This window comes from Gottfriedia luciferensis, from assembly GCF_001712755.1.
Taxonomy (GTDB): Bacteria; Bacillota; Bacilli; order Bacillales; family Bacillaceae_G; genus Gottfriedia; species Gottfriedia luciferensis_B.
This window is the reverse complement of the sequence record NZ_MDKC01000010.1, coordinates 42791-60437: the sequence shown is the minus strand read 5'-3', so window position 1 is coordinate 60437 and position 17647 is coordinate 42791. Positions and strand designations below refer to the sequence as shown.

Sequence of the window (17647 nt, the reverse complement as noted above, 5' to 3'; positions counted from 1 at the left end):
ACTATACCCCACCTTCTTTTACTTTCCATAATAGTTCTGGGATAATTGGTAAATTGTTAATTTCAGCCGAGATTGCAGTAGAAAGACTATTTCCAAGAGCAGCTGGCATCCCTAGTAAACCATGTTCCCCTACCCCTCTTGCACCAAATACTGCATCCACTTGTGGTGTTTCAACAAATGCAACTTCATATTTAGGATTCTCACCAAACCTAATTGGTCGATAAGTTCGTAATTGCGGATTTAGTACCTTCCCATGCGCATCAAAATAAAAGGTTTCTCTTCCGGCAAAAGATAATCCCATACTCATTGCACCTTTAACTTGACCAGTTGCCGTCTTAATATTTAGTACTTTGCCAATATCAACTGCTGTAACGGCTTTAAGAATCCTATATTCATATGTTTTCAAATCGACTTCTACTTCTACACCATGTGCACAAACCGTCCATTCTGGTCCTGGTTTTCCAGCACCTGTTTCTCGATCTAGATAAGTTAAGCCAGTTAAAATATAGTGTCCTCTTCCAATTATTTGTCCACCAATCGAGTTTCCATTTGGAAATGTATATCCATAAGCGATATCTTTTATCGCTATATTTTTATTTGGTTCACTTCTTAAAAATACTTTACCATAACCAACCTCTAAATCCTCAACAGGAGCACGCAATACAAATGAGGCTATATCTTTTAATTGACGAATTAAATCTTCGGCAGCTGCTAGCAATGCTCTACCTGCCATGAATGTCCCTCTACTTGCAACAGTTTTCCAATGCTCAGGTGTATTTAATGTATTAATCTTCATTTGAACATGAATATCGTCTACGTCCATTTTTAGAATTTCTGCTAACATTTGAGCAAGAATCGTTTTCGTGCCCTGACCGATTTCTACAACACCAGACATTAAATTTATACTACCATCAGCGTTATAGATCAATATCACACCTGAGCTGGCATTTGGTGTAATAGTAGAAGTTTTCCAAGAACAACTAATTCCTTTTACTCTCAATTTATGATTTCCTATGTCAATAACCTGACCTTCCTCCCAATTGATTAATTCTTTCATTTTTTCAATACATTTAGGAAGATTACCCACAGTACTAGAATTTAATACAACTTGAGTAGGCGTTTGATCACCTGGTTTAATTGCGTTTTTTTCTCTTAGTTCAATAGGATCCATATTTAATTTCCTAGCAAGAATATCCATCGCTCTTTCAAATGCAAAATGTACTTCCGAATGACTAAAACCTCTAAAAGGTGCTGGGTATGGATGATTTGTATACATACAAAAAGAATCACACCAAATATTTTCGATATTGTAAGGACCTGTACAATCAACTGCTCCCGCCCGTGTTAAATCAATTGATTTATCAGCATACGCTCCGCCATCCCATAAAAATTGAATCTCTGCAACCTTGAGCATTCCCTCTTTTGTACATCCTAGTTTTACATTCGCTTCAAGGCCAATATGCACTGGCGAGGAAAGCATATCATGTTCACGACTATTTAATATTTTTACTAATCTGCCATTTACAGCTCGTGAAGCAATAAAAGCTAAAATTTCTAACTGGACTGCCCCTTTTCCACCATATCCCCCACCAACAAAAGGCGTGTTTACAATGATTTTTCCAGGTTTTATTCCAAAATAATCACCAATCAAATCCTTTACCATAAAAGGGCTTTGTGAAGAAGTAGTAATCTCAATAGTGCCATCATGATGTATTTGCGCAAATGAACATCTTGTCTCCATTGCAGCATGATCTGATGGTCTAAAAGCAAAACTCTCATCAACCATTACTTCACTTTCTCTCCAACCTTTGTTAAAATCGCCTTTTCGAATTTTAATTCTTGTAGCTATATTAGTTCCTGGCTCTGGGTAAACCCCTTCTGTTTTTTCATATTCTCCTAGGTTAGGATGTAAAAGAGGAGCATTTTGTTTAAGTGCTTCCGACGGAGAATTTACAACAGTCAGTAATTCATATTGTACTTTCACTAAACTAGCAGCCTGATTTGCTTGATACTTTGTATCTGCTACAACGATTGCAACTACTTCACCAAAAAATCGAACACGGTCAAATGCAATTGGATGACGATCAAGTATTCCTTCTCCAACTAAAGGTAGATTTTCACCAAATATTATTTTTCTGACACCTGGCACGTTTAGAGCTTCAGTTGCATCAATATTTTTAATGATCGCATGCGCGTATGGACTTGTTACTAATTGAGCATGAAGCATATCATTTGCTTCAAAATCGTCCGTATATTTTGCATAGCCAGTAACTTTTTCGAAAGACTCTTTTCGGGGTATTCCTTTACCAATTATATGCATGATGTGTTCTCAACCCCTTCCGTAAAAAACATTTCATAAAGTATTTAATACTTTAGCAATAGTTAATTTAAGCTTTCTTTTATATGAGATACTTTAAAAATTTATGTTTTGAATACTAAAAAAATGCCCAGATTGAATAATCAGACATCTTAATCAGAACTATGAAATATAGAGTTTAATTAATTTACAATCTATTAATGATCATAAATATTCATATTTAAAGACTTTAGTAACTACAAGATCAATTTCCATACATATCCAATTTACAAAAGGGAATAATACTTATATTCATTGCGGAGTTTTTAAGGAGTTGGTTTAAATGGAAGTAAATGAAAAAACCTCCATGCTTGAGGAAGTACAAAACGAATTTCATTCAAGTTCAGATTTTAAATATAAAAAATATTCAATTGGTGAAGTAACTCTTCATTTATGTTATCTAGATACAATGATCGATTCAGAGGTTATTCAAACACATATATTAGAACGATTAGTTTCAAAAGATCATTCAGGTCGAATCATCACGACTATATTAGATTCTGATGATGCATATACTCTTGATGAATGTATACAAGCCATTCTTTCGGGAAATGTCATTGTTTTTAATGATAACAATAAAAATAAAGCCAAATCCTATTCTGCACCTAGTAATAATAGCGATCGTTCTATCACAGAATCAAGTACTGAAACAGTTTCACTAGGTCCTCATGACAGTTTTGTTGAGAGTCTTAAAATTAATTCAACTTTAATTCGAAAAAGACTACGTACAAAGGAGCTAATCATAAAAAATATAACAGTTGGTAAAAAATATCCTATATCGCTTTCCATTATTTATTTGAACGATATCACTCCTCAATCAATGATTAAAACAATTGAGCAAAAAATTAAAAAGCTTGAGTTAAGTGGACAAGTTGAACCTAAAAAAATGATTGAGGCTGTTCATATTCAAAATAGTATAGAAGAGTATCCGACTTCTATATTTCCACAAGTGATGTACACTGAAAGGCCGGATCGTACAATTCGTCATTTAATAACGGGAAAGCCTGCTATTATAATTGATAATGACCCTAACGCTTTATTATTTCCCTATGATATTTATGGTTATTTTCGGAGTACAGAAGATTTTAATTTCCGATGGCTTTTTGGAGTATTTTTTTATTCTTTAAGAATTTTCGCATTTTGGATCGCAGTATTAATACCTTCAATTTATATCGCAGTTACCACTTATCATTCGAATATTTTACCTGTTTCTATTTTTTATACTTTAAAACTATCAATTGAAAATGTCCCTCTTCCACCATTGATCGAAGCTTTAACAATGATTATTATTTTAGAGCTTTTGAAGGAAGCACCTTTAAGACTCCCAAATCCAATCGGATCAACAATTGGTACTGTCGGAGCAATTGTTATTGGGACGGCTATTGTACAAACGAATTTAATCTCAAATTCTATGGTTGTTGTGATTGCAGTCACTGCCATTGCATCATTTTCACTTCCATCAAGGGAAATGTCGATTGCAGCACGAATCATGGGGATACCACTCTTAATCCTTGCATCAATTTTTGGATTTATCGGAATTAGCTTAGGCGTCTTTATGATTTTTGCTCACCTATCAAAAATTAAAGCCTTTAGTTTTCGATATGTTGAAAATCCAGGTTTCTCTGAGTTTGTTCTTTTTAAAAATAGAAAGGGGAAATCGTCATGATTAATAATAAACACCTATTCTATTTAATTATATTTACGCAATTCGGTGTTGCTATAACTAGCTTTCCTAATAATATGTATAAAGTTGCTGGCCATGACGGATGGATTTCAACTCTAGTAGGTGGCATGATTGTTCAAATTTTAATACTTCTTTATTATAGTTTATATAAAAAATTTCCAGACAAAAGTTTTACTGACTATACAAAAATAATAACGAATCCATTCATTGGAACATGTATAAATATTTGTTATTACGTCTATTTTTTGTATGTTGTGCTTGTAGTATCGATGAGATTTTCAGATATTATCACGATATGGATTTTTCCTAAAAGCCCGTCTTGGCTTATACTCATTTTATTTTTATTAACAGCGTATATTGTTGCGAAAAATGACATTCTAACAATTGCTAGAACATATGTACTTTGTACTTTTATCTTTCTAATCTTTATCTTATTTTTACTATCTGCTTATGATAATGTTCATATTGGCAGAATATTACCTATTGGCCAATATCCAATAAAAAAGATTGGCTCCGGTGCATATTCATCATTTCTTGAAATGTTAGGTTTTGAAATCTTTTTATTTATAGCGCCAAACTTTCAAGATACAAAAAAGAAATTATTTACTTTAACATTTGCAAATTTCTTTACGACAATTTTTTATACCTTTATTATTATTACTTCCTATATTCGATTAAGTAACAAAGAAAATAGTTATATCATAGACCCCATTCTATATATTTTTAAAACCTATCACTCGAAAATGATTGAAAGTTTAGATACGATATTTTTAAGCTTATGGACAATTGTCATTTGTGCTACAGTAGTTAGCTATATTTATATCGTTAGTGAAGATGTACATAAACGACTTTCATTAATTGTAAAAAATAGGAAAAGCATATTACTTTTCATCATTATAGTAGTATTTGCTTTTTATCCGTTAGTTTCCTTCCATCTAATCAGAAGAGAAACAATTGTAAATTTCGGTAGTTATTTAGACCCATTATTTATTATTATTATTCCATGCCTATTGTTCCTAATTAATAAAGTTAGGGGGCTAATCAGTTGATTCGCAAGTCAATAATCATTATTTGTTTATTTTTATTTCTTTTAGTAGCTACTGGTTGCTGGGATTCAAGAACCATTACAGAAAAAACATTAGTAAATGGGATTAGTATTGATATCGATCAAGATAAAAAAATTGAGGTGAATGCACTAATACTTGATATTATCGGAAGAGGAGCTGGCGTCTTCGATTTCCAAAATGAATCTGTTAAATCTATACAGAATTCAGTATCTCATGCTGGGATGGAAATACAATCATTTTTACCCGGAGATATAACGACATCAAAAACGAGGGTTATATTATTAGGTGAAGATTTCTCGAAAACTAAATTTATTCATCTTTTAAGTACCTTTCGGCGTAGAACATTTTCAAATATAAATGTATCTGTCGCTATTACAAATAAGCAACCTGCAAAAAACGTTTTGGCATTAAAAACCGTTGGTTCAAAACCATTGTCATTTATATTAAGGGATACAATTGATAATGCCGAGTCAACCTCCATCGCTCAAAAAATGGAGTTATTTAATATTTTTACTTATAGTTCTGAAGATGGAATTGATTTCACAATCCCAGTTGTAGATGTATCAGATAAACGAGTAGAAGTTGTTGGTGCAGGACTAATGCATAATGCTAGCTATACTGGTCATTTCATAACTTCTGAACAATCTCCTGTTCTTTTAATGCTGATGGGTAAATATGGAAATACCGGCCATTTTATTACAAAGCTTCCTAAAAAATATGAAGCACCATACAATACAATATCTTATGAAATCATTAGACCTAGAAATAATTTCTCTATTACGACTTCTAAAGATAAAATAAAAGTAAATTTAAAAGTTGATGCATTTGTTAGAATAGACGGAATTACATCAATTAAAATGTTACAAGAAAAAGAAATGTGGTCCATTATTAAGAAAGATTTAAATAAAAGAGCTAAAGAGGTAATCAAAGAAATACAGGTTGCTAATAGTGATGTGCTTGGTATTGGAAGATATTTAAAAGAACATCAGCCAGAAGAATGGCGAAAACTAAATTGGCAAAAGGAATATCCTACTATTGAAATCAAACCGAAAGTGACCGTTACTATATTAAGTACAGGAGCAATTGGAACAGAGTCTCAACTTGAAGAATAATTAAAAAAAAGATAGTGTAGTCAGTTGTTATGCTGGCTTCACTATCTTTTTTAAATACTATTTTTAAACTGCAATTTAAATTCATCCATAAAATCTTTCGCAAGTGTTGATAATCCTTTTGATTGTAGGTATATCAACCAAAAATCTAAATCGAAAAACGTTTCTTCCTTTAATGGAATAATTTTAATGTCACCATTTAAAACGATCGGACGATTTCTTATTGAAAAATTATGTAAATATAAAATGGCTTGGCTTTCTTTCACAAGTTCATAAAGCAAGCTACTTCTATTTGTTTGAAGGACTACATTTTTGGGATTCAGTTTAGAGATTTTTTGCAATGTCTTATAGTCAGAGTTTTTATACATAACAATTTTTTCATTCGTTAGTTCGTTTGGTGTGACAAATTCATAAGAATAAAACGGAGATTTCTTACCGACCGCGATGCAAATATGCCCTTTTGTTAAATGTTCAAAACCAATAAATTTTTCTTTCTTTAATTCTTCGATTGTACAAGGAATCAGTGCAATATCATAATCTTGCTTACTGAAATTCTGAATCATATAAGCAGGGTTTTCTTCAACTACATCAAATGTAATTTCACTATTTTTCTCATTGTACTTGATCATCGTTTCTTGAAGAATTGCTGAAAAAGTAGGTGCCGTTAAGATTTTTAAATGATTGCTGCTTCTATTCTTAATATCATCTATTTCTTTATTAAGCTCTTTAATCGTACTTAATAAAATAATCGCTTTTGATAATACAATTTTCCCTTCAAAAGTTGGTGTAACTCCTTGTTTCGATCTGTTAAAAATTTTTATGCCAAGCTCATTTTCTAATTGAGTAATGGATTGACTCATTCCAGAAGGAGAGATAAATAATTTTTCTGCAGCTTTCGTGATTGACATCTCTTTTGCTGCAGTTACAATATGTTCCATTTGATCAAAATTCATTCTTCAACTACTCCTTAAGAAAACTAAAACTATAACTTGTTGGTGAATTATCTATTTATGATTCCAGAAAATCGATTCATTCTTATTATTAACATATCTTGCATCAAAATGCGTAATGATAAGTCTTATATTCAATTGTATTCTATACATGATTTATGCCAATTTAAAAAAATAAGACAAGAATACTGATTTTTACGTATTCTTGTCTTTTATATTTTTAAGGGAAAGTTTGTTTTTAAAAAAGATGATCAATCGTTTTTTACGAAAGGGTGTTTATTCAATTATTAAATATCCTAAACACCCCGTTCTGACTTGTTTTTACCTGAGAAACCTTGTCCTACTATTTATTATCGTTTGAACGCTATAACACTTGTCCAATCGCTGTAGATTTTTTTCGATCCAACCAATTTGTAAGAACGAATTTTGTAATAGTAAGTTTTACCTCTTGTTAATCCACTGTTCGTGTAATTTGTTTTTGTTACATTTGTTAAGTGACCAAATGTGCCTGTTTTTGAAGTTGATTTAACAATCTCATAACCCGCAGCACCCGATATACTAGACCATGTTAATTTTACAGAAGATAAACCTGATTTTGTTAATTTTACATTTGTTGGTTTTGCTGGATTAGCTACCCATTTCGCATAAATCGTAGTGTTTGTAGTCACTTTATCCTTCGCGAAATTCCAAGCTACTTTTCCAGATGCATCTTTATACCATCCAAGGAATGTATATCCTTTTCTTGTTGGTGATGCTGGTTGGCTAATCGTTGAATTGTAATTTACAGTTCTAGTCGAAATTGTGCCTCCAACAGAATTAAATTTAACAGTATATTTGTTTATGTTCCATTTTGCATAAAGTGTGATATTGCTTGTTAATGTTACTGATGAACCTGCAGACGTTTTTAATGCAGAATCTTTGTACCATCCAACAAATGTATAACCTGTTCTTGTTGGTTTTGGTAAAGTGATTTTGCTATTGTAATTTGCAGTTTTGTCTGCAATTTGACTACCACCATTACTATTGAAATGGATCGAATAAGAGTTAATACTCCACTTCGCATACAATGTAATGTTGTTTGTTAATGTTACAGTTGGGCCTACTGGCGTTTTTAATGCTGCATCAGTGTACCATCCAACAAATGTGTAACCTGTTCTTGTTGGTTTTGGTAAAGAAATGTTGCTATTGTAGTTTGCAGTTTTATCAGCCACTTGACTGCCGCCATTGCTGTTAAAGTGAATTGTGTAAGAGTTAATACTCCACTTTGCATATAAAACCATATCTCCGGATACTTTGTCTGTTGCAAAGTTCCATGGTGTTTTACCTTCTGCATCTTTATACCAACCAAGGAATGTGTAACCCGTTCTTGTTGGTTTTGTTTCGTCTAGTAATGTGTTGTATTCAGCTTTCGCCGAAACAACTAATCCAGCATCTTGTGTATCATAGATGACAGTGTATTTTGCTGGTTTCCATTTTCCGTAAAGCGTTTTTGCTGAGTAAATTGAATTTGTGAAATCCCAAGGGATTGTGCAATCTTGATCCGCAAACCAAGTTAATTCATAACCATGAACAGTTGGTGCTGTGATTCTTCGTGCTACAATTTGATCTTTCGTTGCTTCTTTTACTTCAGCTGGTGCATCACCTGGTACTACGAAATGTACATTATATCCATTTACTAATTTTTGAACTAATGATACATCAGCGTAATCAGTAGCCTTAATCGAAATCTGATAATCTCTCGCTCTTGAGAATAGACTCTTATCTAGAGTAATTGTACGATTCTCTTTATCGACAGTATATTTCGATCCGTCTATTGTAACTCCGTTAAGTGTGATGTCAGTAATCGCATTTGCCCAATCTTTATCACTGTACTCTAATACGATATTGTTCCCGATCGCATTATCCGTTGTATCTGCTGTTACAAAAGATCCTGCTAAAGCATATTTTGCATAAAGTGTAATTGGTTTTGTCACAATATTATCAAAATCATATGGTATTGTTAGATCTTGATCGATATACCATCCATAGAACTTGTATCCAGCTTTTGATGGATCGAATGGTTTCGTCGCACTTCTGTCGACGATTTGAGCTGGAACTGGATCTCCGCCATTTGAATTAAACGTAACCGTATAGCCGACAACTTGGTCAACTACATTTACATCTATATACCCTTCTGAAACAATCGTCACATTGAACTTTTGTGCATTCGTGAAAAGAGCAGCCTTAAGGGTAATACTATTATTCGAAATCGTGTAATCCTTATTTAGTTCTAAAGTTTTAGCACCGATTTTCACTGCTTTGATATTATTCTTCCAAGTTCCATCATCATTAAATGTTAACGTAATGTCGCTTCCTACAATGTTTCCAGCAACATCTTTATTAACCGTTGGTGGTACCTTATTCCAACATAAATAGTAAGTTGCATTATCCGTTATAAATTTACCATTATCCATTGAAATATCAGACATCTTATCAATTGAGTTAGCTGCATCTAGATACAGATTTGAACTAATAGTCAGATTTCCATTTACTACATGAGAAGAACCTGTACTCATATTCGGTGCTGTCGCCAAACCATTGACAAGTGTATCGGCAAAGAATAAGTCTTTTGCACTCTTTAAGGATCCACCGTTCAAGTCAATATGACGTCTATATCCTAGTTGAATATTAGGGATCGTGACTACTTCCCCTGTTGATGACGTTAGTTTGATATTATATCCTTTAATCGCCCCTGCATTTGATAACGTTGGCATCTCACTAAAGGCAAATTTCTCACCTAATTTCGTTTGACCTGCTTGAACAGCTTGATCATGAGTTGCTGTTTTAAAGGAAAGGATTCCGTTATTACCGTTTGACGTCAAGTCATAGGTACTTGGATCTAACGTATAGACCGTTGGTGTTGTTTCCCTTGAACCATCGCTCTTCATCTGATAGAATGTTGCCTCGATATTGGCAATCTTGTCCTTAGATGTTAACCAAGAAACATTTGTTAAATAGTCAGGAATATTGATTTTTAAATCGCCTTCTCCTAATATCCAACCAACGCCAGAAACCCCTCCGTTACTTCCGTCGAATTTTAATCCATCCGGATTCGCTTTATCAACTGGTGAGTAGCTTTGAGTCGTATTCATTTGCCATTTCGCATAAACAGTCTTGTCTGCAGTTATTGGACCTGCATCCCATACTGTTTTTAAAGAAGGTTCATTATACCATCCAAGAAACTTATATCCCGGTCTTGTTGGTGCAGGACTATAAAAACTTACTAAATCACTATTCGGACCATTCGAACGACTTGCGCTCGGTTTGTATCCTACTGCCATCGACTTAGGGGCTGAGCCATCCTGACTGTCAAATGTTATACTATAACCAACAGGCTGTTGCGCAGTGTAAATTGGGTCAGAACCTGCTATAGTATCTGGATAAACTGTTCCATCTGTACCTGTCGAGCCAATTGTAAATTTGTAAAGCTGAGGTAAATAATTTTTACCACCAGGATTGATTGTCGCTTGATTAAATGTTGAAGTATTATTTGGATCAAGAGTAGAATCCGTCATAAATGTTTTTGCATTAAACGTGATTTTCCCTGGTTTGCTAATGTCGTAATATTTTTGATTTGTGTCTGGATTGATTAAATTCGTGATATCCACAGTTTTACCGCTATTAGTGGTCATAATTACTTTATTGATTCCATTTCGCCAGTTCGCATCTTCTTGGAAAGATAATGTTAAATCATTCCCAATATGCGCTACTGTTGGGTCTGTGATAATTGGAATCGCTGGCGTCGGAATTGGCACCGTTGATACTGTTAACGTTTTCGTTACATCTTGGTAACCTGTTGCCTTCACTGTAATAGTATAATTCGTTGCCGTCGGGAATAATGAACCCGGTAACGTAATTTTTGAAGGCATTGTTTGACTTACACCATTTGCATCATAATACGTGTAAGCCGGACTAATTGTTACTTTATCAGTTACATCAGTTGATCCTAGCATAACTTTTGTAATTGCTTTTCTCCACACTAAATCATCAACGATCATCGTGCTTGATGGAGAAAGTGAAATCGTTGCTCCATTTTGCAAGTCTTGTAACTTAGGTGTTGTTGATACTGCTTGAGCTGGACCTGCAAAATTAAGTTTTTGCATAACTTGCTGTAATGTGTCACCAGCATTTAACGTAATTGAACCGGCATAATCCGTTGTGATCGTCGTATCTTTATCAACTGTTAGTTGAGTATCTGGAACACTTAAGCCTGCATCAATCGCACTTTGATTTTTTGTACCAAAGTTTTTAAAGATATAATAGAAGTCATTATAGTCAATTCCATAACCAAATCCTGTTGGTTTAATCCAATAAATATCAGCATTTCGGTTTGTGTTTAAGAATGCCGTTTTGTTTGCCACCGTATTCAATGTACCTGGTGGTGAACTTAAAATATTTTTATACTGGTAATAAACACTAATTTCTTGCAGTAAATCCTTCATGTCGATGACGTCGTCACTATTTACATCTCCCCCTAAAAGGATTGGGAAGAGACTCGGAAGATCTTTTACTGTACCTGATTGATAACCGAATTTGTTTTGACCAATCACAGGTGTTTTTGCATATCCTTTAAAATGTCCTGGTACACTTGCTTCCAAAGAATATGGCTTGTCACTTACATCAGCTGTCAAAGCATAATATGGGTTGATAAACGCATAAGCCATTGTATTATTAGCTGTTGTCGGTTGATCTGTTGTAAATTTTTTACCATTTGCATCTGTAGCCGTTACCTTCGCACCTGAATCAACAGTGAATTGTGGATAGTTGTTATTAATGTTGTTTCTTGCGAAAGATTCCGCTGCTACACGACCTCTAATTAAAGAAGTGAACTGTCTTACATAAGGTATATCAACTGGGAACCACGCAACCCTTGTATCTGTTCCTGACAATGTTAAATTCGCTTGCAACAAGTCATATGGAAATTCTCCTACTACAGGATCAAGGTTTGTATAAGTTACATCTGCCTCAATAATCGGCATATCATGATCAAGAGCACCGGCTGAACCTATATTTGAAATTGTGATATCTGTTGTTTTTCCAACTTGATAAAATTGATGTGTATATGGTTGACCTATAGTAAGAACGGTAGTTGGATCGATTCCTTTACTAATTAGATAATTTTTATACTCATCTGTTAATCGGATATTAGAGAATTGGTACACACCATTGTCATTCAGTAAAAATTTACCACCAGTCATTCCGACACCATATTTTGTTGCGATTGTTGCTTTGAATGGTTTATTCGGATCGACAACTACTTTATCTTTGTTACCTGGTCCTGCATCTACTCCATTAGATGAAGTTAAGGTAACGTAAGGATTTCCTTTTTTAATAAAGTAATAAGTTTGTTGATTGATCTCATAATCATTTTCACCCGAATAATCTGTAGGGTCAATTATAAAATCACTACCCAGTTTATTGGCTAAGTCCTCTTTCGTCACTCCAAAGTGGAAACGACCTTTCGCATTTGTATTGAAGTAAACTGTTGGGAATTGACTGTCTTGATAACCAGTGACAATATTCAACCCTTGATCAACAGGAACAGGTTTGCCATCCGTAAGCCTAGGTACTGATGTTTCTCCATTATTTTTCATCACGTCTACGTTCGAGTCATAAACCGTACCATTAAATCCTTTAATTTCTTGTCCAGGTAGGTACCCTGTCGTATCGATTTCATAGATTCCTGGTTTTGAGTCAGAATCCATCGTCATAGTCGGCGGAGTACCATCAACATAGAGCGTATCTTCCGCTGTATAACGTTTTCCATCTTTACCAGTAGCAATCATCTCTAGAGAGTAACTACCTTCTTTTAGTACTTCCACTTTATCTGCAATACCAGATTCGTCATATGTTCCATCGTATGTCTTTGTAAATGGAAGATACCATCCATTAAAAAGAGTTAATAGTGGGCCATATTGGACACCTGGGATAAAATTTCTACCGCTTGATAATGTGTTTGTTACACCTATATATTTCCCATCTTTATCCTTCACAACAATATAGCAGTTTTCCATTTCGTTGTTAAATGAAACATTATAAGCTGAAATATTTCCTTCTGCCGCAGCTTTTATCGCAACATTAAACGTATTAATTCCTTTTTCCGCAACTGTAATTGTAAATGGAATTCGATAAGTCTCCGATGAGTCCGCTGCATTTATTAAGTGGATATATCCCTCGTAAGTACCCTCAAGTGAATTTGACGGAACTGTTATTTTTGCCGTGGCTTTAACTGTACTTCCTCCCCCGACATTAATCGATTTCACGTTATTTCCATCAACCGAAAAATCAATTTTAACATCATTTCCTGTTCCTGGTCCTACTTTATTCGACCCAGCAAATTTTGAAGTAATAAATTCCGTACTTACATTAAATGTTTTACTGCTAGTTCCTTCGTTAGAAACGTTAAAATCTTTTGAAGAAACTACATCATCAGAACCATTCGCTGCACCTTCTCCTCTACCTTTAAAACCAAAAAACATGCTACCTGTAATGTTATCTACTTCATGTGCTGTTGAGTTATCTGCTAGATTATCAAATGTAACGGTTTTATCTAAAACTTGAATTTTTACATTTTCTTTAATAGCACGTGATGGATCAACACGTCCTGCTCCTACTTGATAGACACTATAAGTCTTTGAATCTGTGTTAATATCTTTTGCAGTATTCATTAATGCTGTTTTGACATCAGCCGGTGTATAATCTGGATGTGCAGCTTTAATTAAAGCTGAGATTCCAGCAACGTGAGGAGTTGCCATTGATGTACCAGACATAATCTGATATCCAAGTTTATAATCATGTGCTGCATTTGGCTCCCAAATATCGTATGGAGCTGTTGAAGAAATATCAACTCCAGGTGCAACTACATCTGGTTTAATTGTCCAATCTTTAACTGGGCCTGTTGAGCTAAAGCTTGCTAATTCATCCCCGCTCTTAGTAATAGATGCATCTAGAGTAGAAGGGAACGTAATATTAGCCGCTTTTGGGTCCTTTTTAATCGCATCAGAAAGAGCTTGTCCTTGTTCTTGAGTTAGTGAAATAGAATAAACATTATCCATGCTAACACCTAAGAAACTAGGAATGTAACCTTGGCTATCTCTATCATCCGTATTATCCCAGATAATCATACCCGCTGCTCCAGCATTTTTAGCATTTGCCATTTTTGTTGATAAATAGTCTACGCCACGCTTTACTAGAACCAGTTTACCTTTCACATCAATTCCACTATAGTCTGCTTCACTTCCTAACCCAACATCAACGATTGGAAGTGTTTGACCTTTATAAACATCGTCTGCTTGTGAAAAGTTTTTACCAAATAAACGTGATTTATAGGAAACTGAACCATTCTTAACAGTCATTGTTGCAATTTCTTCAGGGACTGTACTTGCACCTACAGTAATTGCTAGTGCTGAAGATCCTGGTGAACCAACTGTAGCTTGCCCAGGTCCAGCATTACCTGCAGCAACATCACACACGACTCCAGCTAAAGTAGCATTGTTAATCGCAATGCTTGTTGGGTATAATGGATCATTAATATTTGCACCAAGAGATAGATTAATTACGTCCATATGATCTTTTGTAGCTTGATCGATACCACTTAGTACAGATTCCGTTGTTCCATGTCCTCCTGGTCCTAATACACGATAACCATAAAGAGCCACATCAGGTGCTACCCCATTTGCCGAATAAACATCGTTATTATTCGTCGTATTTGCTGCAATCGTACCGGAAACATGTGTTCCATGTGAAGTAATATATGGCTTATAATCTGAAGGTGGTGTTCCCCAAACTGGATTTGAACTCGCCTTATCAGCTACCCAATCATCATAAGTTGTTTCCATTGGATCATGGTCATCCACATACTTAATGTTTCCTGTTGCATCAATTCCGTCATTATTTACAAAGTCATGACCACCATATAATTTTCCATTTTCATCATGTGTTACTTTATAAAGATCAGGGTGGTTGTAATCGATTCCTGTATCCAATACACCCACTTTAACCTTTTGGCCCGCACGTGGACCTGTTTTAATAATACCTGTATTCCCTTCAGCTTGAAGCTTATCAATCCCTAAATGGGAAAGTGCTGAAGTTGGCTTACCAGCTGATGTAGCTGTCGCTGATTTTTGAGAATTGCCTTCATCAGGTAAAGAATATTCTACTTGAGACCAAACAGACGCAACGTCTGGACTTTCTGCAAGCTTTTGAACTAAATTCGCTGGTAAGGTTAAAGCAACTCCATTAAATGCATCTGTAAATTCTCGGGTAATACTGATTTCTGTTTTTACAGTTTTCCCGCCAACAATAGAAGTTTTAGGTTGAGTATTTAAAAAGCTCTTAAAATTTGCATGTGAATCTTTAACCTTGTTGATTGCTTCGGTATATTCACTATTAAACGCTTGACTACTTGCAGTTGCTCCACCATTAGCTAAAGATTGCTTAATGATTTGTATTTTAGCTGGATCTTGTTTAAATTGAACAATAACATTAATCTTTTTTGAACCGATTAAATCCTTTTTGTCTACACGGATTTTTTCAGTATTATCTGCACCAGTAAGCTTATTAATATTTGCTTTTTGCTCTGGTGTAAGCCCGTCAAGAATACGATTTACTTCTTTTGCATCAAAGGTATTACTAGATAAACCTTGCTGATTTAGCTTCGTTTCAGCAGTATTTACACTTGCGAAACTATGAGGTACCACAACATTTAAAAACATCGAACTTAACGCAAAAATCGACATTATTTTTTTAGTTGGCACCTTACTAGATACTCTTTTCTTTTTCATGGTTTCCCCCCCAGTATTACAATTACTGTAAAGATTTTACAGAAAATTTAAGTATTAAGATTTTTCTTAACACTTAATTTACTTAAATATTACTTGATGTTCTGCTTATCTTGTATTGGGGAAATTTAGCGATTATTCATCTTATTTTTTTGTAGAAAAACAGCAAAAAATAGGATATTTTGGCAGTTTATTCGTTTTGGCGTCAGAAAACCCTATTAAAACACGATTTTTATGTGAAATATATGAAATTTTCGACAATTTCAATTTGGGGGAATTTGACGTTTTTTGCTTAAAAATCAAAAAGATTTAGATTTTCCTTTTTTTACAAAAAAACTATCATACTTTTTATTTAAAAAGTATGATAGTTTTTTAATTAAATTATAATGTTTTTATTATTTTCTTATCGATATATGCTTTTTTCAGAAGTAATCTGTACTCTTACTTTAAACCTAATTGATTTAATACATCTTCAAGTGTTACGCCTTTATATGAAGTCTTAGCTTTTGGTGAATTTGGTACCGTATTATTTTGTAAACCAAAGTTTTTAATTACATAATCCATATCTTTTTTGTTTACAACCCCATCGAAGTTCAAATCAGATCCTGATTTATTTGTACCCCAATATGTTTGAATATTTAAAGCATCTAAAATATCAATAACATTATCTTTATTTGTATCACCAGCTGCAGCTGTAGCCAGGTTGAATCCTAATCTTCTTCCTTGTGCTTCACCTCGAACGTTATCTGATAACACTAAATCCTTATACATTGTAAAATGTCCTGGTACATCAACTTTTATCGTTGCAGGCTTATTATCAGGTTTAATTCCATCTATAACATAACTACCGTTTTTATTCGTAAACTGAGCATCTAAGATTGTTCCGTCATATGAAGTAACAGTTACTTTTGCACCTATATTTTGTTGGTTAAGTGCCCAATTTGTTTGATTCGTTGCTGGATCAATTGTACCTTCTAATTTCATTGAGCCTTCTAATCTTGTAAATGATTGTTTTTAATAGATTTTTAATTTGATTAGCTGGTAGGCTCATCGAAACACCATTAAACGCATTTTTATATGAGCGAGTAATCTCGTAATCTACCTTCTTATTTTTCTCATCGATTAAAATTTGATCAACGTCTTGTTTAAATGTATCATGATCTTGATCAATTAAATTTTCAGCTTCATTTGAAGATAAAGTTTGCCCTTGTATACTTGCTTCAATTTGCGCAACTTTTACCGGTTGATTTGCAAATTGTACAATTACAGATGTTTGTTTAGTTGAATTCTGATCAATATCAGATGAAATTTGAAGTCCTGTTGATTCGTTCGTTGAAAGTTGATTTAATGCAGATCTTTGTTGTGGTGTTAAGTTAGCTAGTATGTCCTCTACTTTGGAATAACCTGCTGGTTCAAAAGACATATATTCCCTTGTGTTTTTCAGGATTTCATGTCGAATTTTGATTGATAGTGTAAAAATAGAAATCATTATCAACTTTAAAGTAAATTCTTTGATGCAAACCTTGTCGTCTGATGAGTATTTTTCAATTTTAAAATTGGGGGAAAATCAGAGAATTCCTAATATTATTATTGGAAATAGATTAAAAATTAATTATCAGAATAATAAGAATAATAATATAGCCCTATAAATAGAACGAATAA

General features: G+C 33.9%; 8 protein-coding genes. 3 read left to right on the top strand and 5 right to left on the bottom strand.

Annotated elements, in window-relative coordinates:
* Position 1: 1 nt before the first annotated feature.
* Positions 2 to 2320: a xanthine dehydrogenase family protein molybdopterin-binding subunit gene (locus BED47_RS09605; protein ID WP_069033520.1), complete on the bottom strand. Its 2319-nt coding sequence runs from the start codon at positions 2318 to 2320 to the stop codon at positions 2 to 4.
* 319 nt (positions 2321 to 2639) lie between these two features.
* Between BED47_RS09605 and BED47_RS09600 the strand changes: the two genes are divergently transcribed.
* Genes BED47_RS09600 through BED47_RS09590 form a run of 3 tightly spaced genes read left to right on the top strand, consistent with a single transcriptional unit; the run spans position 2640 to position 6219 of the window.
* On the top strand, positions 2640 to 4022 hold the full coding sequence (locus BED47_RS09600; protein WP_069033519.1) for a spore germination protein: 1383 nt from the start codon (positions 2640 to 2642) through the stop codon (positions 4020 to 4022).
* On the top strand, positions 4019 to 5089 hold the full coding sequence (locus tag BED47_RS09595) for a GerAB/ArcD/ProY family transporter (RefSeq protein ID WP_069033518.1): 1071 nt from the start codon (positions 4019 to 4021) through the stop codon (positions 5087 to 5089). Before BED47_RS09600 ends, BED47_RS09595 begins: the two co-directional genes overlap by 4 nt.
* Positions 5086 to 6219, top strand: coding sequence for a Ger(x)C family spore germination protein (locus BED47_RS09590; protein WP_069033517.1), 1134 nt, complete (start codon positions 5086 to 5088; stop codon positions 6217 to 6219). The genes BED47_RS09595 and BED47_RS09590 overlap by 4 nt, the downstream gene beginning before the upstream one ends.
* A gap of 50 nt (positions 6220 to 6269) precedes the next feature.
* On the opposite strand, the gene BED47_RS09585 is transcribed toward BED47_RS09590, so the two are convergent.
* From BED47_RS09585 to BED47_RS09570, 4 genes are all read right to left on the bottom strand, one after another.
* Positions 6270 to 7169 carry a LysR family transcriptional regulator gene (locus tag BED47_RS09585; RefSeq protein ID WP_069033516.1) on the bottom strand — a complete coding sequence of 300 codons (900 nt, stop codon included), beginning with the start codon at positions 7167 to 7169 and terminating at the stop codon, positions 6270 to 6272.
* A gap of 347 nt (positions 7170 to 7516) precedes the next feature.
* Positions 7517 to 15988, bottom strand: coding sequence for an InlB B-repeat-containing protein (locus BED47_RS24365; RefSeq protein WP_069033515.1), 8472 nt, complete (start codon positions 15986 to 15988; stop codon positions 7517 to 7519).
* Between the two features lie 438 nt (positions 15989 to 16426).
* Positions 16427 to 16969, bottom strand: coding sequence for a dockerin type I domain-containing protein (locus tag BED47_RS09575; protein WP_069033514.1), 543 nt, complete (start codon positions 16967 to 16969; stop codon positions 16427 to 16429).
* Entirely contained in the window at positions 16947 to 17408 is a 462-nt protein-coding gene (locus tag BED47_RS09570; RefSeq protein WP_069033513.1) for a protease inhibitor I9 family protein, read from the bottom strand. The genes BED47_RS09575 and BED47_RS09570 overlap by 23 nt, the downstream gene beginning before the upstream one ends.
* Positions 17409 to 17647 lie beyond the last annotated feature (239 nt).